The following is a 24,891-nucleotide window of genomic DNA, read 5'->3' on the forward strand; positions in this document are numbered from 1 at the left end:
TTTTATACAGAAGGTACGGTTGAAAAAATATCCGAACAGATAAGCAAAAACGAGGCTTGTCTCTTTGACTCGAATCCAGTATTCTAGTCAAAGCATATGAAAAACCAGGTGGCTTGTCCCCTCGTTTTGTGTTGTCTAAAAAAATCAACTAGCTAAATCACTGCTTTACGCAGATAAAGGAGACAAAACAATGATCTATAAAGTTTATTATCAAGAAACAAAAGTACGCAACCCTAAACGGGAAGAAACAAAATCTCTTTACATTGAGGCAAAAAGCGATGTAGACGCTCGCCAACGTGTGGAAGAAAATACCCCATACAATATTGAATTCGTTCAACTTCTAGAAGGAAGTCATCTAGAGTACGAAAAAGAAAATGCTGATTTTTCATTAGTGGAGTTTTAATATGAAACTTTCCATCAAAAATAACGAGACAGGCGTCTTTGCTATTGGTGGATTAGGTGAAATCGGGAAAAATACGTATGGGGTACAATTCCAAGATGAAATCATTTTGATTGATGCCGGGATCAAATTCCCGGAAGACGATTTACTTGGAATTGACTATGTCATTCCCGACTACAGCTACATCATACAAAACTTACACAAAATAAAAGCCTTGGTGATTACTCACGGGCACGAAGACCACATCGGCGGAATACCCTACTTGCTGAAACAAGCAAATATTCCTATCTATGCTGGTCCTCTCGCATTAGCATTGATCACAAACAAATTAGATGAGCATGGCTTGCTTCGAGATGCAGAGCTCCATGAGATCAATGAAGATACGATCATCCGTTTTAGAAAGACTTCTGTCAGCTTTTTCAGAACGACCCATAGTATCCCAGATGCATTAGGGATCGTGGTGAAAACACCTTCTGGAAATATCGTAGCGACTGGAGACTTCAAATTCGATTTCACTCCTGTTGGCGAACCAGCAAACTTGCATAAAATGGCTCGTATCGGGGAAGAAGGAGTCTTGTGCCTTTTATCTGATAGTACAAATGCTGAGATTCCAACATTTACTAAATCAGAAAAAACGATTGGGCATTCTATTTTGAAGATCTTTTCAAAAATCGAAGGACGTATCATTTTTGCCAGCTTTGCTTCTAACATCTTCCGTTTGCAGCAAGCAGCAGATGCCGCTGTGGCAACTGGTCGTAAAATCGCTGTTTTCGGACGAAGCATGGAAAATGCCATCGTCAACGGTCAACGTTTAGGATATATCAAAGTTCCAGACGGCACATTTGTAGATGCACACGAAATCAATCGCTTGCCTGCCAATGAAACGATGATCCTATGTACAGGTTCTCAAGGAGAAGCGATGGCCGCGTTGAGCCGCATCGCGAATGGTACTCACCGTCAAATCCAAATCCAGCCAGACGATACAGTGATCTTTTCAAGTTCACCTATTCCTGGTAATACAACAAGTGTCAATCATTTGATCAATTTGCTGTCTGAAGCTGGTGCAGAAGTGATTCACGGAAAAATCAATAACATCCATACTTCCGGTCACGGTGGACAAGAAGAACAAAAATTAATGCTTCGTTTGATGAAGCCAAAATATTTTATTCCTGTCCACGGAGAATTCCGCATGTTGAAAGTACATGCTTCTCTAGCACAAGATGTAGGTGTTCCTGCAGAAAACTGCTTCATCATGGAAAATGGCGATGTTTTAGCGTTAACTAGCGATTCTGCGCGTCCTGCTGGGCATTTTGTGGCTGGAGATGTGTATATCGATGGTAGCGGGATCGGTGATATTGGTAATGTCGTTTTACGTGACCGTCACCTGCTTTCAGAAGAAGGTCTTGTATTAGCTGTCGCGACAGTGGATATCAAGAAAAAAGAAATCTTGGCTGGTCCAGATATTCTCTCTCGTGGATTTGTCTACATGCGAGAATCAGGAGAAATGATCAATGAAGCTCAGCGAATCTTATTCCACGCTTTAAGAGAATGTTTGAATGGACCTGACTGTTCAGAATATAAATTGAAAGAAGCGATGACTGGCGCGCTTCAGCCTTTCTTATTCGAACGTACAGAAAGACATCCAATGATTTTGCCAATGGTAATGACACCAGATGAAGAATAAATAAGAGGTTATGAAATCAGCACCTTGTCCTGAATATGAGAGAAAACAAATGAAAAACATGAGAAGCCATTTTTGTTTGTTCTTATTCCTTGATACAAGGTGGCTCTTTCATAGCCTCTTAAATTTATTTACTTTTTCATACAAAAAAATACCTGCCACAAGAGAAATTGTCTCTTGTGGCAGGTATTTTTGTTACTCGCTTTGTTCTCTCGTAAAAATTGATGTCTACCATCAATTTGATTTACAGATAAAATTAAGCTTTTACAACGTTTGCAGCTTGTGGGCCGCGGTCTGATTCTTCAACGTCGAAAGTCACTGCTTGACCTTCTTCTAATGTTTTGAATCCGTCACCTTGGATAGCTGAGAAGTGAACGAATACGTCGCTTCCATCTTCACGTGAGATAAATCCAAATCCTTTTTCAGCGTTGAACCATTTTACTGTTCCGTTTTCCATAATAATATCCTCCTCGTGCCAAAAGCACTAATTTAAATTGTAACATTGCTCGTGTACGATAGAGGTGCAACAGATGTTTCAACTTCTATTCCCAAACAAAATTACAATATAATTGTACACTTGCTTCATTTTTTTTGCAAGAAAGCAACTTACTTCTCTTCCATCATTCCTTCTTCTCTCAAACTAAAATATCGTTTGCGTCCGATGATCAAGTGGTCCAATACAGTGATCCCCATCATTTCTCCACACTTTTGTATCCTTTTGGTAAAATTCATATCCTGCTGCGATGGAATAACATTACCAGAAGGATGATTATGCGCTAAAACGATCCTTGCTGCACAATAACGTACAGCATAATGGAAAATTTCTCTAGGATGAGCGACTGACTGATTCAGCGAACCGATGAACACTGTTTTTTTTAAGATCACTTGATTCTTCGTGTCCAAATAAATACAAACCAAATGTTCTTGTTTGTGATCTTTCATTTCCAGAATCAATTGCTGGGCCAATTCGTAGCTGGTACGAACCGGCGGAGCCGCTCTTTCATGATCCGTCTGAATTCGTCGACCTAATTCGATCAAGGCTTTGATTTCGATTGCTTTCACGCGTCCTATCCCTCGAATCTCTTCTAACTCATGCAAAGTAGCCTGTCGTAAAGAGGCCAGTCCTCCAAACGTTTTTAACAGATTTCCAGCAATCGACATCACACTATAAGGGTGTTGACCGGTACGCAGTAAGATTGCCAAAAGCTCCTGATCCGATAAAGCTTCAGCGCCATAAATTTCCATACGTTCCCTTGGTAAAGAGCTAGTAGGTACTTCTTTGATCAATCGTTTTCCCAAAAAAACATCTCCTTTCTATCTTATCTAAAATAAGATACGAAAAGAGATGGATTTTTATTTTAACAATGCAGGGATTTCATGTAAAGAAGAAACAACCCCAGCTGTTTTTTTGATCAATTCTTGGGATGGTGGAAGCAGATCTGGTACCATGACTACCGGGATCTCAGCCGCAGAAGCTGCTAAAATACCATTTTGTGAATCTTCTAAAATTAATGTTTCTTTCTTCGCTGTACCTAGCTTCTGATTAGCTAACAAGAAAATTTCTGGGTCTGGTTTTGCTCGTTGAACATTTTCTGCAGAAACAATCGTCTCAAATCGTTCAAACAGATTGTTCTTCTTCAATAAAAGTTCAATGACTGCTCGTTGGTTACTGGAAGCGACAACTTTGGGAATCTGATGTTCTTCTAAAAAAGAGAGGAGTTCCAACACACCGGGCTTCATTTGTACCGCTCCTTGCGAAAAACGTTCAAGCGTTTCCTGGTATGAATTATCTATGAATCTTTGTACACTTGTTTTGCCAAATTCCGAGAAAATCATATGATAATTCGCCCATACTTCTTCATCTGAAACACCTAAGAATTTTAAATACAGGTCTTTATCATAAGGAAAACCCATCTTGTCTGCTACTACTTGTGTGGCTTCGTAATACACTAACTCTGTGTCGAACAGCAAACCATCCATGTCAAAAATCACTGCATTATACTTCATGATCTCCTCCTAATTGTATTAATAAATGGCGAACTTCTGAAATGAAATAAAGTGAACCGGTCACAACTAATACGTCTTCATTTGTCATCTTTTCCAATATATCTGCTAATCCGAATTGCCACAATGAAACGATTGATACTCTCTCACTTGCTAAATCTGATACTTCACTTAATTCGATGGCTTTTGGATGTTCAAAGGTCGTCAAATAAATATGGACATTTGGTACTTGCTGCAATCGTTCTAGCATTTCTCTAACATTTCTAGTTCGTAAGGCGGAAAACAAAATGTTGATTTGATATCCTTTGAATTCTTTTTTCAAATTCTCAACAAGCCGGTTCATTGCATGCGTATTATGGGCACCATCTAAAACAACTAATGGCTCGTTACTCAAACGCTCCATTCTTCCTGGCCATCGAGATTTCTTCAATCCCTTCAAAACATCTTTTTCTCGGAAAGGCAGCTTTTCCAATTGACAGTAAACAAAATACAATTCGATGGCTACTCCTGCATTTTCAGCTTGATGTTGCCCTAAAAGCGGAGTGGTTAATTGAGGGATCTTTCCTATTTCATTAAAAAATTCAAATACTTCTCCCCACATCTCATCAGGATGCAGATAGTTTATTTTATAATTTTCCCCGTATACATAAAGCGGTGCATTTTTTGCTTTAGCTGTTTGTTGGATGACAGTAAAAGCTTCTGGGGCAATATTTCCTGTTACTACTGGAACGCCTTGTTTGATGATTCCAGCTTTTTGTGCAGCGATTTCTTCAATTGTATCTCCAAGTATTTCGGTATGATCAAGTCCAATCGTTGTTATTCCCGTCAGCATTGGTACAGCTACATTGGTAGAATCCAATAAGCCGCCTAAGCCAACTTCGATAATCGCTACGTCCACTTTCTTCATCAAAAAATAATCAAATGCCATTGCTGTTAATGTCTCGAATTCAGTAATACCAGCTACTGCTTCAAATTGATCAAGTTGTTTGATCAGTGGCTGATATTTTTTTACAAGCTGGATCAAATCATTGTCTGGGATGCTTTTGCCATTGATTGCGATCCGTTCATTGAACGTTTCGATATAAGGTGAAGTAAATGTACCTACTGTCAGCCCAGCCTCTTCTAATAGGCTTCTCAAATAAGCTACAGTAGAACCTTTTCCGTTTGTTCCAGCGATATGGATCGTTTTTACTTTTCTCTCTGGATGCCCTACCACTTCTAATAAAGCTTCGACTCGGTCAAGGCCAGGACGTGAACCAAATGGTAATCGACTATGGATCCATTCTATTGCTTCTTCAATCGTCATCAACAATTCCCCCATTTCTCTTTTATTATAACAAATAGAACACATAAGAAAAATAAAAGTATGACAAAGAGAAAAGAAACAGAGAGAGGAACGATTTTATCAACTACTTTATTGACTCTTGATACATGATCCATCTCCCTCCTTCTCCTACATAATAAGAGTAGACTAAAAAAGAGATGTGACAAAATTTATGTCACATCTCCTTATGAATCGAAGCTAAGAGTGAGGCTCAAACTCTTTCCTGTAACGATGTTCAATCAGCTAGCTTTTAGTAATAGCTAGCTGATTGAACACTCTCTTTTTCTATTCTTATTGAATAGTACGCAAACTTTCGATTCGTTCTTTGACAGCCGTTTGCTTCTCTAAATAATCTTTTTCTTTTGCACGCTCTGCCTCTACTACTTCTTCCGGCGCGTTAGAAACAAAACGTTCATTAGAAAGTTTTCCTTGGACACGTTTTACTTCGCTTGTCCACTTTTCCAGTTCTTTTTCTAATCGTTTGATTTCTTCTTCAATATTGATCAATCCTGCTAACGGCAAGAAGATTTCTGCACCTGTCAGAACAGCTGACATCGCTAGATCTGGCGCAGTGATCTCACTTGATATCGTCAACTCTTCGGGATTACAGAAGCGTTCGATATAGCTTGTATTTTCAACTAAAAATTGATCGATTTTAGCATCGTTTGTTTTAATTAGCAACGTAATTGGTTTAGACAATGGTGTATTCACTTCTGAACGAATATTTCGAACGGCTCGAATCAATTCTTTCAATACTTCCATCCCTTTAGAAGCTGTTTCATCATCAAACTCTGGACGTACAACAGGATATTCTGCCACTACTAGAGAATTTCCCTGATGAGGAATATGTTCCCATATTTCTTCTGTAACGAATGGCATGATTGGATGCAATAAACGTAGGATCTGATCAAGTGTATGAACTAAGATGCTACGGGTGGTTTGTTTTGAAACAGCATCATCTCCATAAAGTACTTCTTTACTCATTTCGATGTACCAGTCACAAAAATCATCCCAGATAAAGTTATACAGTTGTCGACCTGCTTCACCAAATTCAAAACGATCAAATAGCTCAGTTACTCGTTCGATCGTTTCATTCAAACGAGTAAGGATCCACCGGTCAGCCACTGATTTTTCTCCAGATAAATCGATCTCTTCTACGGTCATTCCTTCGATATTCATGATAACGAAACGTGAAGCATTCCAGATTTTGTTGATAAAGTTCCAAGAAGCATCCATTTTTTCATAGCTGAAGCGGACATCTTGTCCTGGTGCAGAACCATTCGATAAGAACCAGCGGAGAGCATCTGCTCCATACTTTTCGATTACTTCCATCGGATCGATTCCATTACCTAATGATTTACTCATCTTCCGCCCTTGTTCGTCACGGATCAATCCATGAATCAAGACATTCTCAAATGGACGTTCGCCAGTAAATTCCAAGCTTTGGAAAATCATTCTGCTTACCCAGAAGAAAATGATGTCATAACCGGTTACTAAAGTGCTAGTAGGGAAGTATCGCTTATAATCTTCGCTTTCCGTATCTGGCCAGCCCATTGTTGAGAAAGGCCACAAAGCTGAACTAAACCAAGTGTCTAAAACATCAGGATCTTGTACCCAGTTTTCACTATCCGCTGGTGCTTCCATCCCTACATACATTTCACCTGTTTCTTTGTGATACCATGCAGGAATTTGATGTCCCCACCATAATTGTCGTGAGATTACCCAATCATGGACATTTTCCATCCAACGTAAAAACGTTTGATTGAATCTTGGAGGGAAGAATTCCACTGCTTGATCTGTTTCTTGGTTATCAATGGCTTTTTTCGCTAACGGCGCCATTTTTACAAACCATTGAGTAGACAGCCGAGGTTCAACAACGACACCTGTCCGCTCGGAATGACCCACACTGTGGATCATCGTATCGATTTTAATCAATCGACCGATTTCTTTCAGATCTTGCACGATTGCTTTACGAGCAGCAAAACGATCCATTCCAGCATATTTTCCTGCTAGTTCATTCATCGTACCATCATCATCCATAACATTTACGCGTGGAAGATCATGACGATTACCTACCTCAAAGTCGTTTGGATCATGTGCTGGAGTGATTTTTACTACACCTGTCCCGAATTCCATATCTACATATTCATCTGCAATGATTGGGATTTCTTTATTGACTAAAGGTAGAATCACTTTTTTGCCGATGAGCGCTTGATAACGCTCGTCTTCTGGATGAACAGCAATCGCCGTATCTCCCAACATCGTTTCTGGACGGGTTGTCGCAATTTCTACTACGCCTGATCCATCTGCTAGTTCATAGCTCATATGATAAAAGGCGCCTTCGATATCTTTATGAATAACTTCGATATCAGATAGAGCTGTTCGTGCTTGAGGATCCCAGTTGATGATATATTCACCACGATAAATCAAACCTTTTTCGTATAAGGTAACAAAAACTTTACGTACTGCTTCAGATAATCCATCATCTAATGTAAAACGTTCCCTACTGTAATCTAAAGATAAGCCCATTTTAGCCCACTGTTCGCGGATGTGGCTCGCATACTCTTCTTTCCATTCCCACACTTGATCGATGAACTTTTCACGACCTAGATCATAACGAGAAATCCCTTGCTCTCTAAGCTTCGCTTCTACTTTTGCTTGTGTCGCGATTCCTGCATGGTCCATACCAGGCAGCCATAAAGTATCATATCCTTGCATTCTCTTTTGACGAATCAGCATATCTTGCAAGGTCGTATCCCAAGCATGCCCTAAATGAAGTTTTCCAGTAACATTTGGGGGCGGGATTACGATTGAATAAGGTTTTGCTTTTTTATCTCCGCTCGGTTTAAACAAATCTTGTTCTAACCAATGCTGATAACGTCCAGCTTCAACTTCTTGCGGATTATATTTTGTTGATAGGTTATTTTCTTCCGTCATGCTGTTTTCCTCCTTTAAACTAAAAAACGTCCTAAAATACTTTCGTATTCTAGGACGTATGATTTACGCGGTACCACCTAAATTGCAATAATCAATCATTATTGCCTCTCAAGTGAGTTAACGATCACGACTCGTCTATCTCTACTCCATTCAAGACAGAAACTCCCAAGCTACCTTCACTGGTTGTCATTGAGAACCTTTCAGCAGATAGTTCTCTCTCTAAGAATGAATGTGCCAGTTACTCCTCTTGTTCAGCGTTATGCTTCATTCTACAATGGTTTTTTTTTTTAGTCAACAAGTGGTCGTGAAAAAACCACTTCATTTAGTACTAAAAAATTTTTGAAAGAATTACGACGAGTTCTCGCAAGATCAATAAGCCTACTCAAATTTTCCTAAGAAAAAACTTCTGAGTAATTCTCATCAAAGTAAATAAGCGTCTGCAATTCGGTTGTCAAATCAATGTATTGAACATTGACATAAGCTGGGACAGTTACTCTGTCAGGCGCAAAATTAAGTATAGCGGTTACATTTCCTTTGACAATTTCATCAATAGCAGATTGTGAATATTTACTTGGTACCGTAGAGATTGCTACTGTCACATTTTTTGCTTTGGCTATCTCCGCGAAACGATCAATCGGATAGATCATTTCTCCATCAATTACTCGATTGATCAGTGCTGGATCATTATCAAAGACGCACACGATATTTAGATTTTCATTTCTTCTAAAATTGTTGTGTTTCAATGCTTTGCCAAGATTTCCATATCCTACTAATGCGATTCGTTTTTCTTCTTTAGTATTAAGGATATTATTGAATACATCGATAAGGAAAAGGACATCATAGCCATATCCGCTTCTGCCTAGCTCGCCTAATTGCGAGAAGTCTCTGCGGATCGTTGCAGAAGGAATTTGGGTGATTTCGCTAAACTCATTTGATTTGATTCTACTTATGCCTGAGTCATCCAGCATCTTCAAGTAGCGTAAATATAAAGGTAATCTTTTCGCAGTTGCTTTTGGCAGTGTATCTGTTTTTTCTCGCATAACGACGCTCCTTGTTAATAATTTCACATATTTAGTGTAACATGTTTCTAACCCGGGAGCAAGGTTACAAGTAGGAAGGAAAAGGGTGTGAGACAAATAAAACGGTGTTCAAAAGCTTGCATCTGCGGTAATAAGCTCAACCAAACGTAAAATATGAGGAACTATTTTTGTTTGGCTGTTCTTATTACTTGATGCAGGGCAGCTTTTTCACAACCTCTGATACACGGTGTTCCAGAAGTAACTTCTTCGAAAAATAAGCCGAAATTTCACAAAAATTTGAAAAGCAATTTTCGTAAATTCCTTCTTATTTCTTGAAGCTGCCCACTTCTGTCACAACCTCGCTATTTCATGGGAAATTCTCTTTTTTATATCATTTATCAACTGTAGCTTGATCTCTAAATAAAATTTTATTTTTCAGTTAGTAAAAAAGAACCGGCTTTTCCATAACTTCTTGATAAATGGTATTCAATCAGCTAATCTTCGACATTAGTTCAAAAACGGTAAAATACATGGAGCTATTTTTTCGTTTTGTTTCTCTAATACTCTGGTCAAAACACTATTTTCATAACCTCTTATAGCAATTCTGAAAATTCTTCAGTTTTTTCATTAGACGATTCTGCTTGTATCTCTTCCATCTTCAAGCCAGCTAGTGCTCGTTGGATCATTTCATCTATTGCTAAACGCTCTTCATATTGATGGACCTTTTCCAGTTGAGGGCGTGTTTTTGGCTGTGGAGGAGCAAAAATCGTACAGCAATCTTCAAAAGGCTGGATAGAAAGATTAAATGTATCGATCTGTTCTGCTACTTCAATGATTTCAAGTTTATCCATTGTCGCTACAGGCCGAATGATTGGCGTATTCGTTACTTCATTGATAGCCACCATACTTTGCAAAGTTTGTGAAGCCACTTGACCTAATGATTCACCATTCAAAATGACTAAACCATGACGAATACGGCGAATTTCATCGGTCAAACGCAACATCATTCGACGAGTAATTGTCATCCAATATCCTTGTGGCACTGACTTTTTGATTTCTTCTTGAATCTCGGTAAATGGCACTTCGATAAAATGGATCGTTCCCACATAAGGTGCTAGTTTGGCTGTTAGATCTTTTGCTTTTTGCAGTGCTTGTTCACTTGTATACGGCGGACTAGCAAAATGAACAGCTTCAATTTCCACTCCCCGCTTCATGGCAAAGTACCCTGCTACAGGAGAATCAATCCCCCCAGAAAGCATAAGCATTCCTTTTCCGCTTGTTCCTACGGGCAATCCTCCAGCTCCCTTGATCGTTTCATACGATAGATAAGCGCCATCACGCCGAATCTCTACACGTAATGGAATATCTGGTTGACGCATTTGAACTTGGATATGCGGGAAAATATCAAAAACAGCATTACCTAATGTTTGATTCAATTCATTACTTGTCAATTCAAATTGGTGATCGCTTCTTTTAGCGATAATTTTAAATGTTTCTTTCCCAGTATAAATTTCTTTCATGATGTCTTGAACAGCTTGTTTTAAAACTTCGACATCTTTTTCTACACGAATACTTGGAGAAAAATTTTGGATCCCAAATATTTTTGCTAGTTTTGGAATAACTAGCTGCCCGTCTGCGCCATTCAATAAAAGATGCATCCGGTCCCGATCAGCATGGATTTTGATTTCTGGAAAGTCTTTCAAAGCTTGTCTGACATTTTGTGCTAGTTGCATGATAAAGCTTTTTCGATTCTTTCCTTTTGTCGAAAGTTCCCCATAACGGACCATAATTTCACTGTATTTCACAAGAACACTCCTCTTTTAATTGATTGCAGAAAATTTCTTATAAAGCTGCTTGAAAATAATCATAAATTGCTCGACTTCTGCAAGCGAATTGTTTTCATCTAAGCTGATTCGAACAGCAGATGTAGCCAGATCATTTGGTACATGCATTGCGTGCAATGTACTGCTTGCCATATGTTTACGTGAGGAGCAGGCACTAGTAGTAGAAACAAATATTTGTTTTTCTTCTAAGGCATGGACGAGAACTTCGCCGCGAATTCCTTTTAGAGCAAAACATAAAATATGCGGTGCATAGTCAGTTCCTTCTGAAAAAATCGTCACTTTCTCATACGTCTTCAACGCATTGATTAGAGCTACTTTTAAGCGTTGTGTCTGCTCAGGTTTTTGTTCCTTTATCTCTAATGATAAACGTAAAGCTTTAGCCATAGCCACAATACCTGGAACATTTTCTGTCCCACTTCGCTGATTTCTTTCTTGCCCTCCACCTGTCAGTAATGGTGCTAAACGACGACCCTTTTTCCAATAAATGAAACCAGTTCCCCGTGGGCCATGGAATTTATGAGCTGAAAATGTTGCAAAATCAACTCTTTCTGTCAACCATTGCGAGAATGGTACTTTTCCAATCGCCTGAACAGCATCTACATGGAAATGAATTTTAGGAAAATCATCCAAAAGATCACTGATTTCCTGGATGGGCTGAATCGATCCTACTTCATTATTCACAGCCATAACAGAGACTAATACTGTCTCTTTTCTTATTAATTCTTTCAATTCGTCGACACGTACAAATCCGCGTTTATCCACTGGGGCGATACTTACTTCGATTCCTAATTCTTTTAATTGTTCTGCTGTCTCGCTGACGGCCGGATGTTCGACTCCTGAAATGATCATATGATTCCCATACTCTCTTTTTTCGATCATCGTTCCTTTTAATACCCAGTTATCTCCTTCTGTTCCGCCTGAAGTAAAATAGATTTCTTCTGGTTCTACATGGATCAAATCAGCGATCTGCTTTCTTGCTTGCTGCAACAACCGGTTAGCTTGATTGCCTAAATCATGCAAGCTTGATGGATTCCCAATAATCCGCTGACTGGTTTTTACATATGCATCTAAGCTTTGCGGAAAGATTGGGGTTGTTGCACTGTTATCAAAATATATCATAAGAAACCCCTCTTTTTTGAAATTCTTTTCTATTATAACGGTTGTCCAAGGTGCTTTCAAGAGCAGGTGAAATTTTCACTTGTTTCAATTTTCAAATATACAAAAAAAGACAAGAACAAGACAATAATCCGTCTTGCTCTTGCTGGTTTACTAACTTTTTTTGCTTTATACTAAGTCTGGATGATTGAAATAAAAATCTTCGATGCGTTTGAAAGCACCTGGTTCTACTCGCTCTAATGCTGTACCGATTTCGTCTAATGCTTCTTGATAGTGATATTCTTTATTGAATAAATAGTAGCTTTTATCAATTGCTTCTCTCACTTCTTCGTGTGTATGACGATAACGATTTGCATATTGGAGCATTTGCTCCGTTAATGCTGCTGCATCTACTAAATCATGTGTCTTCTTATCTAATAATTCTAGATCTTCTTCACATAGAGCAACTAAACGATTGACCTCTTCCATGTTTACTCGAATTTTATTCAAGACAACACTTAGTTCTTCAATACGGTCAGTAGCAACAAAAAAGAATTCTAGGTAATCATTCGGCAAGCCAGGCAAACGTTGTTTTTCTACAAAACGTTTCAAACTGCGCAATTTGAATTCGAATGTATCGATCTTTTCTTGCGCTTCTTTTTCGCCTTTTCTCAATTCATGTAATGAGTCGTCGATCTCTACTTGTTGCTTTTCGATATCTTCTAAGACTTTGAAGACTGTTTTATAGAACGTGCGCACTTCTGAATAAGGAATTTCGTGTTGACGGATCTGTGGAATCATCTGTTCATTTTGACGTTCCATTTCTTCCACTTCGGTTTGGAAACCTCGTACACGGCCAATTTCATTGTGGTTCAATGTATAGCTTTGAGATGTGTGATCCAGCTCAATCAATAATTGACGGTTATTCTTTGTTGTATGTTTGATATACTCTGCAATCGTTGATTGGTTAGTTTTTACATATCTCTGAGCTTCCATTTCCCGTTCTAAGATATCATATAACGAATCAATCAAATCAGCTGTTTCACGGTTTTCAAATTCGACCGTTTCAACTTCTGTTTTTTCAAGATTGGCTAATGAATTTTCAATTCTTCGACTTACTTTTGCGATATCTTCAGCAAGATCTTCTTCTGGGAATACATATTGTTCTTCCATCAATTTCTCGTAAGTATCACTGATTTCTTCAAGTTGTTCAGGGAAAGTGGTATGGAGCTCCTCATACAGCGGTGGAATTTTTTTCATCAGAGCTTCCACTTCATACGTATGTTTTTCTGCTTTATCCAAAACCTCGCGGGCTTCAACAGGGTCTCCAGAAGTGTTTAAAGTCACAAACTGCGTAAATTCTTTTTCGATCACTTTGATCTGTTTTTGCAATTCAAAAAGAGCTGGTCCGTATTCATGCTCGTCTTCTCTGACTTTTTCTTTCAGTTCTTCATAGACGTCAAGTGCCTGCTGAACAGCTAGTGAGTTGCGTTCTTCCGTTTCCCGCAATTCCTTTAGACCTTCACGGATTTCCGTCACTTGTTTCTCCATTTGGTCCATTGTAGCTTCTGCTTCAACAACTGCTTTTTTTCCTTTTAAGAACCGAAAACTTTCATTGAGGTTTTCCACTTCGAAAATTTGACTTTCTAGTTCAGCGAACGAGGAAGTAGATATGTCATTCCATTTTTGACTCCATTCACGAAAGGTATTTTGGCTTTGCCCAACCAGATGCATTTTTTTAACATCATCGACTTCTTCAATCACTGGCAAGTCAAATAATTCTTCCTTGCGTTTTTCTAAGGCATCCAATCGATCTTGGTTTTTTTTCTTCATCAAGTAACTAACCAAAAAGACGACAATGGCGACTATAATGATTGCAATGACGATTCCGATGATAACATTATTTCCCATTTATGGTTCCTCCGTTTTCAGTATGCATCTTTTATGCAACAGATGGCGTTCTGCTTGGCATAAATCCAAATAATACGTCTCTCGTGCAAAAGACATCTATTCTAGATTATAGCATACTATTTTCATGCATTCACTAACTTAAACGAAAATCTTTTGTTTTTCCATCGTATAAAGATAACAAAAATAGTGAAACTCTGATCACTCTTTTTCATTTGTGCACATGCCTATATCAGCGGATTTCTTCTTAGCAATCGCTTCTTGAATCTGACGTTGGATTTCTGCCGCGATTTTAGGTTCTGGAGCATATTCCATCTGCCAGTTTTCAGGTTTCAACACTTTATTTGTTACAGGGTCATAATGAGGTTTTCCATCTGGAAATAATTTCCCCATATTTGCCTGATGGACGATTTCGAATATTCGATCAGGCACTATTCCTAGTAATGAAAAAGAACCATAAGTAAAGTAAAGGATATCTGTCAGTGCATCTACTTGTTCAACCAGCGGATCACTTCCCCACTGTGTTTTACCAAGTATTTTTTCTTCTGCTTTATCTAATGCTTCGTGCAGCAGCATAACAGCTTCATGCAGTTGTTCTTTATTAGGTGAAGTAGCTGCAACAAATTCAACAAGTTCTTCTATTTTGAACGCAGCACGTGTATGAGCTTCATTTTCTGTAAAAGCCGTGGGTATCTCTGGTCTTCTTGGATCAAAAGTTTTGTGGAATGTTTCTACTTTTTGAAAAGGTGTCTCTGCTTCCATACTGATTTTTTCCTTCTTTCATTGACTAATAAATCAGACCGAAGTGTTTCAGTCCTTCGTATATCCCATCTTCTTCATTTGATTGAGTCACAAAGTCTGCAGCATGTTTTACTTCGATCTGAGCATTCCCCATGGCCACTCCAATTCCTACACCTTTCAGCATCTCGATATCATTGTAATGATCGCCAAATGCCATAATTTCTTCCATTTCAATTCCGACAGCATTTGCGAAAGCTTGGATGCCTAGTAATTTTGAACCACCTTTTGGGATGATATCTACAGTATACGTATTTGAACGCTGAAACGTACACTCGGGAAAGCGATGTTCTAACTTTTTCTGTTCTGACTCCGGACTGAGCAATATACATTGATAAATTGGTTCTTTTAATATCTCTAACGTTTCATAACGATCCTTTTGTCGGTGAGGGCTAAAAACCTGGAGGATTTTTTTCATCAGACGTACCGGGAATTTACGCGGTAAAAAGCTGACTAGTCGCTTGATAAAAATCGATTGTCCTAATAGCATCGTCGTTGATCCATCTAACCGATTTCTCGCACCAAAAACGATTTGTCGATGGTTCTCATCTGCAAATTCAACAATATGTTCCAATACTTTTTGTTCAAAAGGGTGGTCGATAATCGTGCGATCTGCAGTAAAAACCAGTTGACCATTATACACGACATACATATCTAATTCCAATTCATCAATGATTTCTTTGATCTTTACTGGGCTGCGCCCCGTTGCTACACCGCATAAAATGCCGTTTTTCCGAGCATATTCAATTGCTTGTTTTGTTGATTCCAACGCTTTTGAACGATTGGTGACCAATGTTCCGTCAATATCAAAAAAAATAGCTTTGATCATAGACTTCGCCCCTTTCTTGAATAAAATAAGCCCTTAAAACAGATCCATTTGGGTTGGATTGAGTCCATCTGGCTTGATATTTAATATTTTTTGCAGTGCTAATGCATTTTCAGCCGCATCACCACCAGAATTATTATTAAAAATCACACCTACCTCTTTTGTCTTAGAATCAACTACTTTGACTTCATGTGCTAGTTCTTGCAGTTCTTTTTCTGAATAACGATATAACGTTCTTTTTTTACGCCACTCTTTATCATTTGCTTGCCATCCTTGCGCATTCCTACCATGGAATCGAAAAAGAGCAAAGTTCGGATTGGTGACAAATGGATCAAAAGGAATCGTTGTATTCAGCAACTGTGGCTCATCGATGATGGCTAAAGAAAAAGCGGCTCTAGACATAAAGTTTCTTGTACGTTCAAGAAATTCATCGCTGTACCAAGAATAATCCCGCAATTCTATAGAAACAGGATAACCCTCAAACCACTTTCTAAGTTTGCGCAAGTACTGGACATTTTCTTTCGTACATTTGAATGATGAGGGGAATTGGACTAAAAAGCAAAACATCTTTCCAGCATCTACCATTAGCGACATAACATCTAAAAAATGCGCAATCATCTCTTCTTCGGTCTGATAATAAGGCTTCCAGTCTCCTTGACCGCTGATTCCTTGATAGACTTTGACTACAAAGCGAAATGATTCAGGTACTTCACTTATCCAATTCTCAACTGAGGACTTTCGGGGAATTCCATAATAGGCAGTATCTAATTCCACTAAGGGTAGAAACCCTGCATATTCATAAAGAGTGTTATTCTTTTTACCAGTTAATTTGTCATGTTCTTTAAACGATGTTAATCCGATTCTGATCATTTCCGGCCACCTTCGTGATTGATTTCCTTGGCTGCTTTCTTGTAAAAGAAACTCAACCAGATACTCCATTGTATTAGGAGGTCAAGGTTGAGTCTTTTCCATTTTAATAAGGTCAGCTTTTTTATGATAAGTTAGGCTATTCGTTATTCTTCACTGATAGCAAAACTCTTTTATATAGTATACAATAAGATTTAACGGCTATGCAAAATTATTCGTAAGGAAGTCTGTAAAATGAAAAAAATACTTGTACTACACACCGGCGGAACGATCGCCATGAAAGAAAACATGCTCACGGGCGGTGTTAGTCCTGATGTGGCAAACCCATTATTAGATGCAGAAATCACAATCCCCAAGCATGTAGAATTATTAGTTGAAGATATCTTCAATCTTCCCTCACCACACATCATGCCTTCTCACATGTTGGTATTAAAAGAACGTATCTTGTCCGCTTATGCATCAGGTATATCCGGAGTGGTGATCACACACGGTACAGATACATTAGAAGAAACTGCTTTTTTTCTTGATACAACGATTGGCAACAAATTACCAATTGTTTTGACTGGGGCAATGCGTTCAAGTAATGAACTTGGAAGTGACGGCCTTTATAATTTTGAAAGTGCGATTCGTGTCGCAAGTTGTGAAGAAGCGCTAGATAAGGGGGTTTTGGTGGTCATGAACGATGAGATCCATTCTGCACGCTACGTGACAAAGACCCATACCACAAATGTTGCTACTTTCCGAACACCTACATTGGGTCCCATCGGCTTAGTAACTAAGAATCGAATTTTATTCTTGCAGGAACTTTTAGAAACAAAGCGACTGGACATTTCCGCTGTAGATGGGACTATCCCGATCGTTAAAGCATATGCTGGGATGCAAGGGGACTTATTGGAAGCCATCGCCCATACGAAAGTAGACGGTTTGGTAATCGAAGCTTTAGGTGCGGGGAATCTCCCTCCACAAGCCTTAGCTGCTTTGGAAAAGCTTCTTGTCCAAAAAATCCCTGTAGTACTTGTTTCTCGTTGTTTCAATGGAATCGCAGAGCCTGTTTATGATTATGAAGGCGGGGGAAAAGAACTAGAAAAAATGGGGATTATTTTCTGTAACAGTATTAATAGTCAAAAAGCACGTTTAAAACTATTGATTGCTGTAAACTATGGTTTGTCGGGTGAAGAATTGATTTCGTTTATCCAAAACTAAACATCATTATCTAATAGCTAAACTTAAAAAGAGAGGCTGTGACAAAAATAGCTTCTTCGAAAACTAAGTCGAAAATTTACAAAAATTTGAGAAACAATTTTCGTAAATTTCTTCTTATTTCTTGAAGTTGCCCCCTTCTGTCACAACCTCTTTTTTATTTATTTTTCCATATAATATTTGCTTCACAATACAGCTGTTCTTGCATTCGGATTTCATGTTTTGTTTTGACACCATTTTCGATAGGGATTTGTTCAAAATGGCTTTCGATCTCATTCCCGTACTCTACTTCTTTATCAAATCGAATAATTACTTTTTCTGGAACATGCGTAGTCAAAAAGTCATATCCTAATACGTCAATGATCCAATTAAAATACATCGCATTATTAACATGCTGATTACTATCGATATCATAAAAACGAACACGATATGGCAACATGAAGCCCGAATCAATCTTTTCAATTTTTTCCTGACGCTTGATTTTCTTGATCTTCTCACTCTCAAAAGGAGCAATGATCTCTTCATTAACACTGCTCATTTTTCGATTCACAAAATCCATCAATACGAAAACAGATTCTATTTTGACTAATTCTTTCCCATCTTCATCATGGATCCAGAAGTTCCGATAACAGAAAAACTTATTGTACTCCATGGCTTGAGTCGTTACTGAGATTACTTCACCGACTCTAGGGAGACGATTAATCTCCATGGAATAATTCGTGATGACCCAAGTAAGTCCAAAGCTATTGACGAATTCACTGCCTCTTCCCAACTGGTCGCTTTGATCTTCAGACGTTTTGATAACTACTCCTAACATCGAAGGAAATGTCATCGTTTGGTTGATGTCACACTCATAATATGAAACTTCATGCTTTTTGGTATATTTTTTTGCCAAAAACACGCCCTCCTCTTAAAAATTTTCTAGTAATTGATCTACTTGGGAACCGTAACTTTCTCCAAACATATTCAAATGTGCCAAAAGATAATATAACTGGTAAATCGGCAGTCGGTCTTTCCATCCCTTTTCTAATGGAAATATAGTTTGATAAGCATCTAAAAATTCCGGTCGGAAACCACCGAATAACTGGCTCATTGCAATATCTTGTTCCCGATTCCCATAAGAAACAGCTGGGTCGACAAAAACTGGATGCCCTTGCTGGTCAAAGAACACATTACCACTCCACAGGTCTCCGTGCAAGAGGCGTGGAGTGATCTTTTTTGGTTCAACCGATTTCAATACACGTTCTTTAAATCGCAGATACTTTTCTTGACGCTGTACATTCCATCGATTCGTTTCTTCTGCCAAAGAAATCTGGGATTCAAGCCGATCTTTAAAGAAAAAAGTCCACCAATCTTCTTCAAAAGAATTTTTCTGAACAAGTGTACCCAAATAGTTATCTTTACGAAAACCAAATTGTGGCGCTGTTTGCTGATGGAGATTAGCTAAAGCTGCAGCAAGATCTCGTTGATCCCCTTTTCCCGGCTCGATCCATTCCATTAACAAATAAGCGCCTTCACTTGTTTCACCTAGCATATACGTATCCGGTACACGTACGAATGCTGACAGTTCTTTTAATCCGTCTACTTCTGCTTCAAAAAATCCTTTTTTTACATTCGGATGGATTTTTAAAAAATAAGCACGATGTTCGGTTTTTATACGATAGGTCTGATTAACATCGCCACCAACAACTGGAATCACTTTACCATTTAATTTCAGATCAGATAAAACAGTTTGGATATCCATGACTTTCCCCCCTACTCCCAATTTTATTCTACTTCGTCATCATATTTTTAATGATAAAAGGATTATTTCCAATCCTTATCCTTTATTTAGAATTATAGCACAGGGACCATAAAAAACAGGGAATGGACTTTAAAGATAAAAAGAGCTGGCTTAAGCCAGCTCTTTTTATCTTTACTACATACTCTTCATTGAAATACTCGTCTATGCTAAAGCACCCATTGGATCCCACGGAGATAGAACAATTGGTTCTTCATTGAACGCATTTAATTGCTCTTTCGTCAATAAATCTTTTCTTACAACGATTTGGTACGTATATTCGTCCATCCAGGCATCACTCATAACAAAGAAGCCATTCTTTCCAACTTTTTCGCCCCAGCTATTTTCGACTTTCCATTTTGTTGATTGCCCGTCTACTAAGTCAACACCGGTCAATACCATCGCATGGGTCATCAGACTTTCTCCAAAATCTAAACGTTCAGCTTTAGTCATTGTAAAATCCGTATCAAATAGATCATCCATTGAATAAGCATCTAAGGCCATGATGCCACTAGTTCTAGTAGAAGATTGACCTACATCACAACCAAACCAAACAGATTCTCCTTCTTCAAGCTGAGCAATCGCTAATTTTTTGAAAGTTTCCATATCAACATTCAGATATTTGACTTCTTTCCCGCCAACGACATTTCCTAGCATCTCTACTGTATAAGAACGATTGAATGGTTTGTCTTTTGTTGGTGCATTGATCACGCTAACATAATCATCTAATTTTACACCGATGTATTTATCATAAAAAATTTGTGGTGTCAGTCCTCGGTCAAGATGATAGTTCTTTTCTTCATCGCGGTACTCAAAATCGAATTCTTTTGGAGGTGTTCCTAATGAGATAGCTAAGAAGTTATAAATGCTTTCTAGCATTTCTTCTTTCTTTTCTTCAATAGCGTCTAATGTTTCTCCTTGAGCAACCATTTTCCGTAACACTACTGCATCTTTACGCAGTAATTTGTTCAAGTAGTTATTCAAATCTCGAGAATTTGAACTATTCGCACTTTCCGGCATCACCGATTTAGGCACAACGCCATATTTTTGGAATAATGAAACGATCATATCCCATTGGCCGCCATCTTGTTGAGGAGTAGCGAGTAAGAAAGCTACTTTCCGGCTATCGATTGCCTCTTTTCCTGTTGCAATGATGTTTTCATAGAAATAATTTGCCTTTTCATATTTATCCCAGAAAAAAGTGTAATTTTGTGATAATTCAAACTCTTTTAAATGGAATTGATTCAGCATCTTATGACGGAATGTGTTCAGTGCAGCAAACATCCAGCAACGCCCCGATTGCATTTGATTAGCCACTTTCCCCGTAGCCAAATCTATAGAAAATACCGGTGTATTCTCCACATGTGCTGAAACATTTTCAGCAGAAGCAGTAATTCCGTTCTTCACAACTGCCCGCTGCAATGCCTGCTGTTTGATATTTGCTTGAAACTGTTTGTTAAATTTTGTTGTCATATCAGGCGTAATAGCTTTCATCCAATCATCCTTCCAAATCCAAGTTATACTTCGTATTTTACTCTTAAGAATTTAGAAATACAATCTCTTCTATGATGAAAATTTCACTTGAATGAGAATATACTTACAATTTCATGAAGAAAAATGTCATACGGTATACAATAGTTTTCAGATAAAAAGGAATATTTCTATGAGATAACGAAAATGGCCTGTATAATAAAGAAGAGGCCTAGAAGAACATCATACAATAAGATAGCTTTCAAAATACTCATTGAAAGAAGGAAATACTATAACGTAAGAAAGGAGATGAATAAAATGAAAAACCTGATTGCTGGCGGCTTTTTGTTTGTAGGTGGTAGCATACTTATGAATACAGATAACTTTGGGAATGTCATCCCTTTTCTTGGTGCAGCTTGTGCTTTGATTGGTGTAGGAATGCTGATTTATTTCGTATTTAGCGATGATGGGAAGTATGGTTGATTATGAGTAGCCAACTCTACTCTTTCGTAAAGATTACAACATACGTGACAAAAACAGAAAGCTTGATTCATCATAATAATAAAAGAAAAAGAAACCCAAGTGATTGGATTTCTTTTTCTTTGCATAAGCTTTATTTACTCCGGCAGTAGGACTCGAACCTACGACATCATGATTAACAGTCATGCGCTACTACCAACTGAGCTATGCCGGAATCAAGTACATGAATATAATATCAATTTCTTCTAAATAACGCAATACTTTTTTTGAATTTTTTTATTATATTATCAAAGAAACCGTTCGCATTTTTTGTTATTTTTATTTTTTCTAAAATCTGTTTTCCTATTAGAGAAACACATTTTTTCGAAAAAATTCTGTTGACAAATACATTAATATTCGTTATCCTATTATTTGTATTAATGATAATGCCGCTTTAGCTCAGCTGGTAGAGCGCTTCCATGGTAAGGAAGAGGTCGCCGGTTCAAGCCCGGCAAGTGGCTTCCTTAAACAGTGCAACATATTGGTTTATCAATGTGTCTGCGCTGTTTTTTTATTTTATGACATAAGAAATGAATGTTTATATTTTAATAGTACAAAGAAAGTCTATATGATAACTATAAAAAGGAGAGCAATATGAAAATTGTTTTTTTGCATGGTCTAGGCCAAGACGAACAATCATGGAAAGATGTAATCTCTTATCTACCCAATAGTTATTCTTGCAAAAGTCTTTCATTGTTCAATCATTTAAACAGCACAGACACTGCTACTTTAGACGACTTAACCAAATACATCGAAGTACAATTGAATCAGATAAAGGAACCTTTTATTTTATGTGGATTATCTTTAGGCGCTGTTATTGCTTTAAACTATCTTGCAGCTCCTTCTCCATATTTAAAAAAGGTTGTTTTAGTCGCTCCACAATTTGAGTCTCCTAATCGCTTATTGCTTACTTTCCAGAATATTTATTTTTACTGCGTACCTTCTAAGATATTTGAAAAATTAGGTCTATCTAAAAAACAAACCCTTACCCTACTTCGTTCACTTGAAACATTAGACTGCAAAAAACAGCTTCGTACATCACGACTTCCTAAATTGATTTTATGTGGTACCAAAGATCATGCGAATAAACCAGCAGCAAAACGTTTATATAAACTTTCAACGAATGGCCGGCTACTCTTTATTAAAAACGGAAAACATGAATTGAATAGAGAAAAACCAGAAATAATGGCACAAGCTATGCGATCTTTTATCGAAAATAGTTAATTTAAAAAAAGACGACAAAATGTGTCGTCTTTTTTATTTACCATGGTAAGAATGTTGTCTTGTTTTTTCAATACAGCTTGATTGAGACTAGTTTTATGGATCATGGATCAATGAAGAGAAAATTATTGTTTCATGCCAGAGAATTTTTCTGGTCGTAGATCTACTAATTGAACATGACTGTCTAAAGAACCACTTGGGCTTTCAAGAGTAAATACACCTAGACGTGGATCTAAAGAAAGGGTCATATGTTCATCCATGTACATTTTTGAATAATCTTTTATATAAACATCCCCAATATCACTATCTAATTGGAGTTTATAATCATTTTTTCTCTGTTCTTTATCAAGAAGAAGTAAACGAAAACTAGTATCTAAAGAGCAAACACCCATTTTAGAATATTCCCCAACGCCATCATCTAAATCCAATATAACTGTTGCGCCTTCATCAATATATTTTTGTAATCTTTCTTGTGCTTGTTCCGTAATTTTAAGATACATAACTAATACGCCCTCTTTCTTTTTCTTAAGTCAAGTCCATAATCCTGTGTAAAATACTATACAATGTTTTACCGGTCTCTCATTGATCAAACTTAATATATTTTCTTGTAGAACTGAGCCATTCGTCATGAAGGTCCATAAGGACAGCTCCAATTAATCGATTGGCAGACGTTCGGTTGGGAAAAATCCGAATAATCTTTTCTCTTCTGCGGACTTCCTGGTTCAGTCGTTCAAGAAGGTTGGTGCTTTTTAGCCGATTATGACTATTTCCGATAACCGTGTATTGAAAGGCATCTTCGAAGCCATTATCCAATATTTCGCAGGCTTTTGTATATTTAGGCTGGTCGATATATTCACCGACTAAGGCATTCTTAGCTGTTCGAGCGAGTTCAATATCCGTAAACTTAAAGATCGCTTTTACTGCTTCTCTAAACGGTTTTGAATTCTTTTTTGGAATGGAACTGAAGATGTTTCTTAAAAAATGGACCTGGCATCTCTGCCAACTTGCGTTGGTAAATGACTTACGAATCGCAGACACTAGGCCTTTATGGGCATCAGAAATGATGAGTTCTGTCCCCTTTAGGCCGCGTTCTTTTAAGTATTCAAAGAAGATGGACCATGTGTCATCACTTTCTTCATTTTGAATCATGAAGCCAATGATTTCACGGTCGCCACCTTCTGTTATCCCGATCGCAATATGGCAGCTTTTAGAAAGCACTCGATGGTCCTCACGGACTTTTATGTAGAGAACATCAGTCATCAGATAAGGATAATTCGTACCTGAGAGTGAACGGTTCTGCCATTCGTTGACCATCGGGTCTAACTGCTCAGTCAGGCTAGAAACAAAAGATTTCGATACAGATTTTCCACATAGCTCTTCAACAATCTTTGAAACTTTACGTGTCGAAACGCCCGAAACATACATCTCAAGCATTGAAGCGAGCAGTGCCTTTTCATTTCGCTGATAACGCTCAAACACCGTCGGTGAAAATTCACCATCACGTGTTCTAGGCACTTTTAATTCGAGTGTACCCACACGAGTCGTAAAGTCTCGCTCATAATAGCCATTTCTTTGACTCTGACGACTTTCTGAACGTTCATAGTCATCGGCTTGAATATATTCTGTTCGTTGATTTTCCATCAATTGGTTGAAAACAGTGGTTAAAATATTTTTAGAAACATCATCTTTTACCGAATGTTCAATAATACTTTGAACCTCTTCGTTGTTCAGTGTAAAATGTACTTGGGTCATGTAACGTCCTCCTGGGTATGTTTTTGTGGTTAAAAACATTGTACCGTAAAAGGGCTGTTACATGGCCTTTTATCTTTTACACAATTATATGGACTTTATCCGTTGCTAATTTTTAGATAAGAGGCATTGGCAAGTAGAAAATAAATTTAAGTCACACTGGCAAATGTAAAAATTTTTAATTGACAGTATTTAGGGCAAAAAATTCTTAAGCCAAATTCTGATTGGTCTTGATATTTGTTCATATTA

At 37.9% G+C, this 24,891-nt stretch carries 22 protein-coding genes, 2 tRNA genes and 1 other annotated feature; of the genes, 6 read left to right on the top strand and 18 right to left on the bottom strand.

Annotated elements, in window-relative coordinates; translation table 11 throughout:
• The first annotated feature begins 190 nt into the window (after nucleotides 1-190).
• Nucleotides 191-403 carry a DNA-directed RNA polymerase subunit epsilon gene (locus IGJ87_RS09170; protein ID WP_002287947.1) on the top strand — a complete coding sequence of 71 codons (213 nt, stop codon included), beginning with the start codon at nucleotides 191-193 and terminating at the stop codon, nucleotides 401-403.
• Nucleotide 404: 1 nt separating this feature from the next.
• On the top strand, nucleotides 405-2,084 hold the full coding sequence (gene rnjA / locus IGJ87_RS09175; protein WP_002327197.1) for a ribonuclease J1: 1,680 nt from the start codon (nucleotides 405-407) through the stop codon (nucleotides 2,082-2,084).
• 253 nt (nucleotides 2,085-2,337) lie between these two features.
• On the opposite strand, the gene IGJ87_RS09180 is transcribed toward rnjA, so the two are convergent.
• The 12 genes from IGJ87_RS09180 to IGJ87_RS09235 form a co-directional block, all read right to left on the bottom strand.
• Nucleotides 2,338-2,538 (bottom strand): cold-shock protein, encoded by a 201-nt coding sequence (locus IGJ87_RS09180; protein WP_002294067.1) that lies wholly within the window; start codon nucleotides 2,536-2,538, stop codon nucleotides 2,338-2,340.
• Nucleotides 2,539-2,687: 149 nt separating this feature from the next.
• Complete coding sequence (gene radC, locus IGJ87_RS09185; RefSeq protein WP_002294069.1) at nucleotides 2,688-3,380, bottom strand: RadC family protein; 693 nt, start codon at nucleotides 3,378-3,380, stop codon at nucleotides 2,688-2,690.
• 54 nt (nucleotides 3,381-3,434) lie between these two features.
• Nucleotides 3,435-4,088, bottom strand: coding sequence for an HAD family hydrolase (locus IGJ87_RS09190; RefSeq protein ID WP_002325438.1), 654 nt, complete (start codon nucleotides 4,086-4,088; stop codon nucleotides 3,435-3,437).
• Nucleotides 4,078-5,391, bottom strand: coding sequence for a bifunctional folylpolyglutamate synthase/dihydrofolate synthase (locus IGJ87_RS09195; RefSeq protein ID WP_430609232.1), 1,314 nt, complete (start codon nucleotides 5,389-5,391; stop codon nucleotides 4,078-4,080). The genes IGJ87_RS09190 and IGJ87_RS09195 overlap by 11 nt, the downstream gene beginning before the upstream one ends.
• A gap of 309 nt (nucleotides 5,392-5,700) precedes the next feature.
• Nucleotides 5,701-8,346 carry a valine--tRNA ligase gene (locus IGJ87_RS09200; protein ID WP_002298863.1) on the bottom strand — a complete coding sequence of 882 codons (2,646 nt, stop codon included), beginning with the start codon at nucleotides 8,344-8,346 and terminating at the stop codon, nucleotides 5,701-5,703.
• Nucleotides 8,347-8,393: 47 nt separating this feature from the next.
• Nucleotides 8,394-8,610: a binding site (T-box leader), on the bottom strand.
• A gap of 128 nt (nucleotides 8,611-8,738) precedes the next feature.
• Nucleotides 8,739-9,386: a redox-sensing transcriptional repressor Rex gene (locus tag IGJ87_RS09205; protein WP_002338711.1), complete on the bottom strand. Its 648-nt coding sequence runs from the start codon at nucleotides 9,384-9,386 to the stop codon at nucleotides 8,739-8,741.
• Nucleotides 9,387-9,958: 572 nt separating this feature from the next.
• Nucleotides 9,959-11,170 (bottom strand): tRNA uracil 4-sulfurtransferase ThiI, encoded by a 1,212-nt coding sequence (gene thiI / locus IGJ87_RS09210; protein ID WP_002287955.1) that lies wholly within the window; start codon nucleotides 11,168-11,170, stop codon nucleotides 9,959-9,961.
• Between the two features lie 15 nt (nucleotides 11,171-11,185).
• Nucleotides 11,186-12,328 carry a cysteine desulfurase family protein gene (locus IGJ87_RS09215; protein WP_002294077.1) on the bottom strand — a complete coding sequence of 381 codons (1,143 nt, stop codon included), beginning with the start codon at nucleotides 12,326-12,328 and terminating at the stop codon, nucleotides 11,186-11,188.
• A gap of 165 nt (nucleotides 12,329-12,493) precedes the next feature.
• Nucleotides 12,494-14,215, bottom strand: coding sequence for a septation ring formation regulator EzrA (locus tag IGJ87_RS09220; protein ID WP_002287957.1), 1,722 nt, complete (start codon nucleotides 14,213-14,215; stop codon nucleotides 12,494-12,496).
• Nucleotides 14,216-14,413: 198 nt separating this feature from the next.
• Complete coding sequence (locus tag IGJ87_RS09225; protein WP_002287958.1) at nucleotides 14,414-14,974, bottom strand: haloacid dehalogenase; 561 nt, start codon at nucleotides 14,972-14,974, stop codon at nucleotides 14,414-14,416.
• A 25-nt stretch (nucleotides 14,975-14,999) separates the two neighbouring features.
• The gene (locus IGJ87_RS09230) at nucleotides 15,000-15,839 is read right to left on the bottom strand and encodes a Cof-type HAD-IIB family hydrolase (RefSeq protein ID WP_002294078.1); all 840 of its coding nucleotides are present in this window, start codon (nucleotides 15,837-15,839) and stop codon (nucleotides 15,000-15,002) included.
• A gap of 33 nt (nucleotides 15,840-15,872) precedes the next feature.
• A complete protein-coding gene (locus IGJ87_RS09235; RefSeq protein WP_317744731.1) occupies nucleotides 15,873-16,706 on the bottom strand; it encodes a DUF72 domain-containing protein in 834 nt (277 codons plus the stop codon).
• A 231-nt stretch (nucleotides 16,707-16,937) separates the two neighbouring features.
• Here IGJ87_RS09235 and IGJ87_RS09240 point away from each other — a divergent pair, with 231 nt between their 5' ends.
• Complete coding sequence (locus IGJ87_RS09240; protein ID WP_002287961.1) at nucleotides 16,938-17,906, top strand: asparaginase; 969 nt, start codon at nucleotides 16,938-16,940, stop codon at nucleotides 17,904-17,906.
• A gap of 154 nt (nucleotides 17,907-18,060) precedes the next feature.
• On the opposite strand, the gene IGJ87_RS09245 is transcribed toward IGJ87_RS09240, so the two are convergent.
• The 3 genes from IGJ87_RS09245 to IGJ87_RS09255 form a co-directional block, all read right to left on the bottom strand.
• On the bottom strand, nucleotides 18,061-18,798 hold the full coding sequence (locus tag IGJ87_RS09245; RefSeq protein ID WP_002287962.1) for an acyl-ACP thioesterase domain-containing protein: 738 nt from the start codon (nucleotides 18,796-18,798) through the stop codon (nucleotides 18,061-18,063).
• Nucleotides 18,799-18,813: 15 nt separating this feature from the next.
• On the bottom strand, nucleotides 18,814-19,647 hold the full coding sequence (locus IGJ87_RS09250) for a fructosamine kinase family protein (protein ID WP_002287963.1): 834 nt from the start codon (nucleotides 19,645-19,647) through the stop codon (nucleotides 18,814-18,816).
• Nucleotides 19,648-19,848: 201 nt separating this feature from the next.
• Complete coding sequence (locus tag IGJ87_RS09255) at nucleotides 19,849-21,177, bottom strand: C1 family peptidase (protein ID WP_002294080.1); 1,329 nt, start codon at nucleotides 21,175-21,177, stop codon at nucleotides 19,849-19,851.
• 294 nt (nucleotides 21,178-21,471) lie between these two features.
• Between IGJ87_RS09255 and IGJ87_RS09260 the strand changes: the two genes are divergently transcribed.
• Nucleotides 21,472-21,636 carry a hypothetical protein gene (locus IGJ87_RS09260; protein ID WP_002300717.1) on the top strand — a complete coding sequence of 55 codons (165 nt, stop codon included), beginning with the start codon at nucleotides 21,472-21,474 and terminating at the stop codon, nucleotides 21,634-21,636.
• Between the two features lie 137 nt (nucleotides 21,637-21,773).
• Here the strand turns inward: IGJ87_RS09260 and IGJ87_RS09265 are convergent.
• Nucleotides 21,774-21,847: transfer RNA gene (locus tag IGJ87_RS09265), tRNA-Asn, on the bottom strand.
• Nucleotides 21,848-22,060: 213 nt separating this feature from the next.
• Between IGJ87_RS09265 and IGJ87_RS09270 the strand changes: the two genes are divergently transcribed.
• Nucleotides 22,061-22,133: transfer RNA gene (locus IGJ87_RS09270), tRNA-Thr, on the top strand.
• A 133-nt stretch (nucleotides 22,134-22,266) separates the two neighbouring features.
• Complete coding sequence (locus IGJ87_RS09275) at nucleotides 22,267-22,896, top strand: alpha/beta fold hydrolase (RefSeq protein WP_002338712.1); 630 nt, start codon at nucleotides 22,267-22,269, stop codon at nucleotides 22,894-22,896.
• 122 nt (nucleotides 22,897-23,018) lie between these two features.
• Here IGJ87_RS09275 and IGJ87_RS09280 read toward each other — a convergent pair whose 3' ends face one another.
• Entirely contained in the window at nucleotides 23,019-23,393 is a 375-nt protein-coding gene (locus tag IGJ87_RS09280) for an iron-sulfur cluster biosynthesis family protein (protein ID WP_002298848.1), read from the bottom strand.
• Between the two features lie 79 nt (nucleotides 23,394-23,472).
• Nucleotides 23,473-24,645: an IS256-like element IS1542 family transposase gene (locus IGJ87_RS09285; protein WP_002323245.1), complete on the bottom strand. Its 1,173-nt coding sequence runs from the start codon at nucleotides 24,643-24,645 to the stop codon at nucleotides 23,473-23,475.
• Between the last annotated feature and the right edge of the window lie 246 nt (nucleotides 24,646-24,891).

The organism is Enterococcus sp. DIV1411a, assembly GCF_050531945.1.
In the GTDB taxonomy this organism is placed as follows: domain Bacteria; phylum Bacillota; class Bacilli; order Lactobacillales; family Enterococcaceae; genus Enterococcus_B; species Enterococcus_B faecium.

Bases quoted from the DNA above. Each gene is read 5' to 3' on its own strand.
- rnjA (WP_002327197.1), top strand. From the start codon at position 405: ATGAAACTTTCCATCAAAAATAACGAGACAGGCGTCTTTGCTATTGGT.
- IGJ87_RS09275 (WP_002338712.1), top strand. From the start codon at position 22,267: ATGAAAATTGTTTTTTTGCATGGTCTAGGCCAAGACGAACAATCATGG.
- IGJ87_RS09205 (WP_002338711.1), bottom strand. From the start codon at position 9,386: ATGCGAGAAAAAACAGATACACTGCCAAAAGCAACTGCGAAAAGATTA.
- IGJ87_RS09250 (WP_002287963.1), bottom strand. From the start codon at position 19,647: ATGGATATCCAAACTGTTTTATCTGATCTGAAATTAAATGGTAAAGTG.
- IGJ87_RS09230 (WP_002294078.1), bottom strand. From the start codon at position 15,839: ATGATCAAAGCTATTTTTTTTGATATTGACGGAACATTGGTCACCAAT.
- IGJ87_RS09180 (WP_002294067.1), bottom strand. From the start codon at position 2,538: ATGGAAAACGGAACAGTAAAATGGTTCAACGCTGAAAAAGGATTTGGA.
- IGJ87_RS09260 (WP_002300717.1), top strand. From the start codon at position 21,472: ATGAAAAACCTGATTGCTGGCGGCTTTTTGTTTGTAGGTGGTAGCATA.
- IGJ87_RS09225 (WP_002287958.1), bottom strand. From the start codon at position 14,974: ATGGAAGCAGAGACACCTTTTCAAAAAGTAGAAACATTCCACAAAACT.
- IGJ87_RS09240 (WP_002287961.1), top strand. From the start codon at position 16,938: ATGAAAAAAATACTTGTACTACACACCGGCGGAACGATCGCCATGAAA.
- IGJ87_RS09280 (WP_002298848.1), bottom strand. From the start codon at position 23,393: ATGTATCTTAAAATTACGGAACAAGCACAAGAAAGATTACAAAAATAT.
- IGJ87_RS09170 (WP_002287947.1), top strand. From the start codon at position 191: ATGATCTATAAAGTTTATTATCAAGAAACAAAAGTACGCAACCCTAAA.
- IGJ87_RS09195 (WP_430609232.1), bottom strand. From the start codon at position 5,391: ATGACGATTGAAGAAGCAATAGAATGGATCCATAGTCGATTACCATTT.
- IGJ87_RS09255 (WP_002294080.1), bottom strand. From the start codon at position 21,177: ATGAAAGCTATTACGCCTGATATGACAACAAAATTTAACAAACAGTTT.
- IGJ87_RS09200 (WP_002298863.1), bottom strand. From the start codon at position 8,346: ATGACGGAAGAAAATAACCTATCAACAAAATATAATCCGCAAGAAGTT.
- IGJ87_RS09235 (WP_317744731.1), bottom strand. From the start codon at position 16,706: ATGATCAGAATCGGATTAACATCGTTTAAAGAACATGACAAATTAACT.
- IGJ87_RS09220 (WP_002287957.1), bottom strand. From the start codon at position 14,215: ATGGGAAATAATGTTATCATCGGAATCGTCATTGCAATCATTATAGTC.
- IGJ87_RS09215 (WP_002294077.1), bottom strand. From the start codon at position 12,328: ATGATATATTTTGATAACAGTGCAACAACCCCAATCTTTCCGCAAAGC.
- IGJ87_RS09190 (WP_002325438.1), bottom strand. From the start codon at position 4,088: ATGAAGTATAATGCAGTGATTTTTGACATGGATGGTTTGCTGTTCGAC.
- IGJ87_RS09285 (WP_002323245.1), bottom strand. From the start codon at position 24,645: ATGACCCAAGTACATTTTACACTGAACAACGAAGAGGTTCAAAGTATT.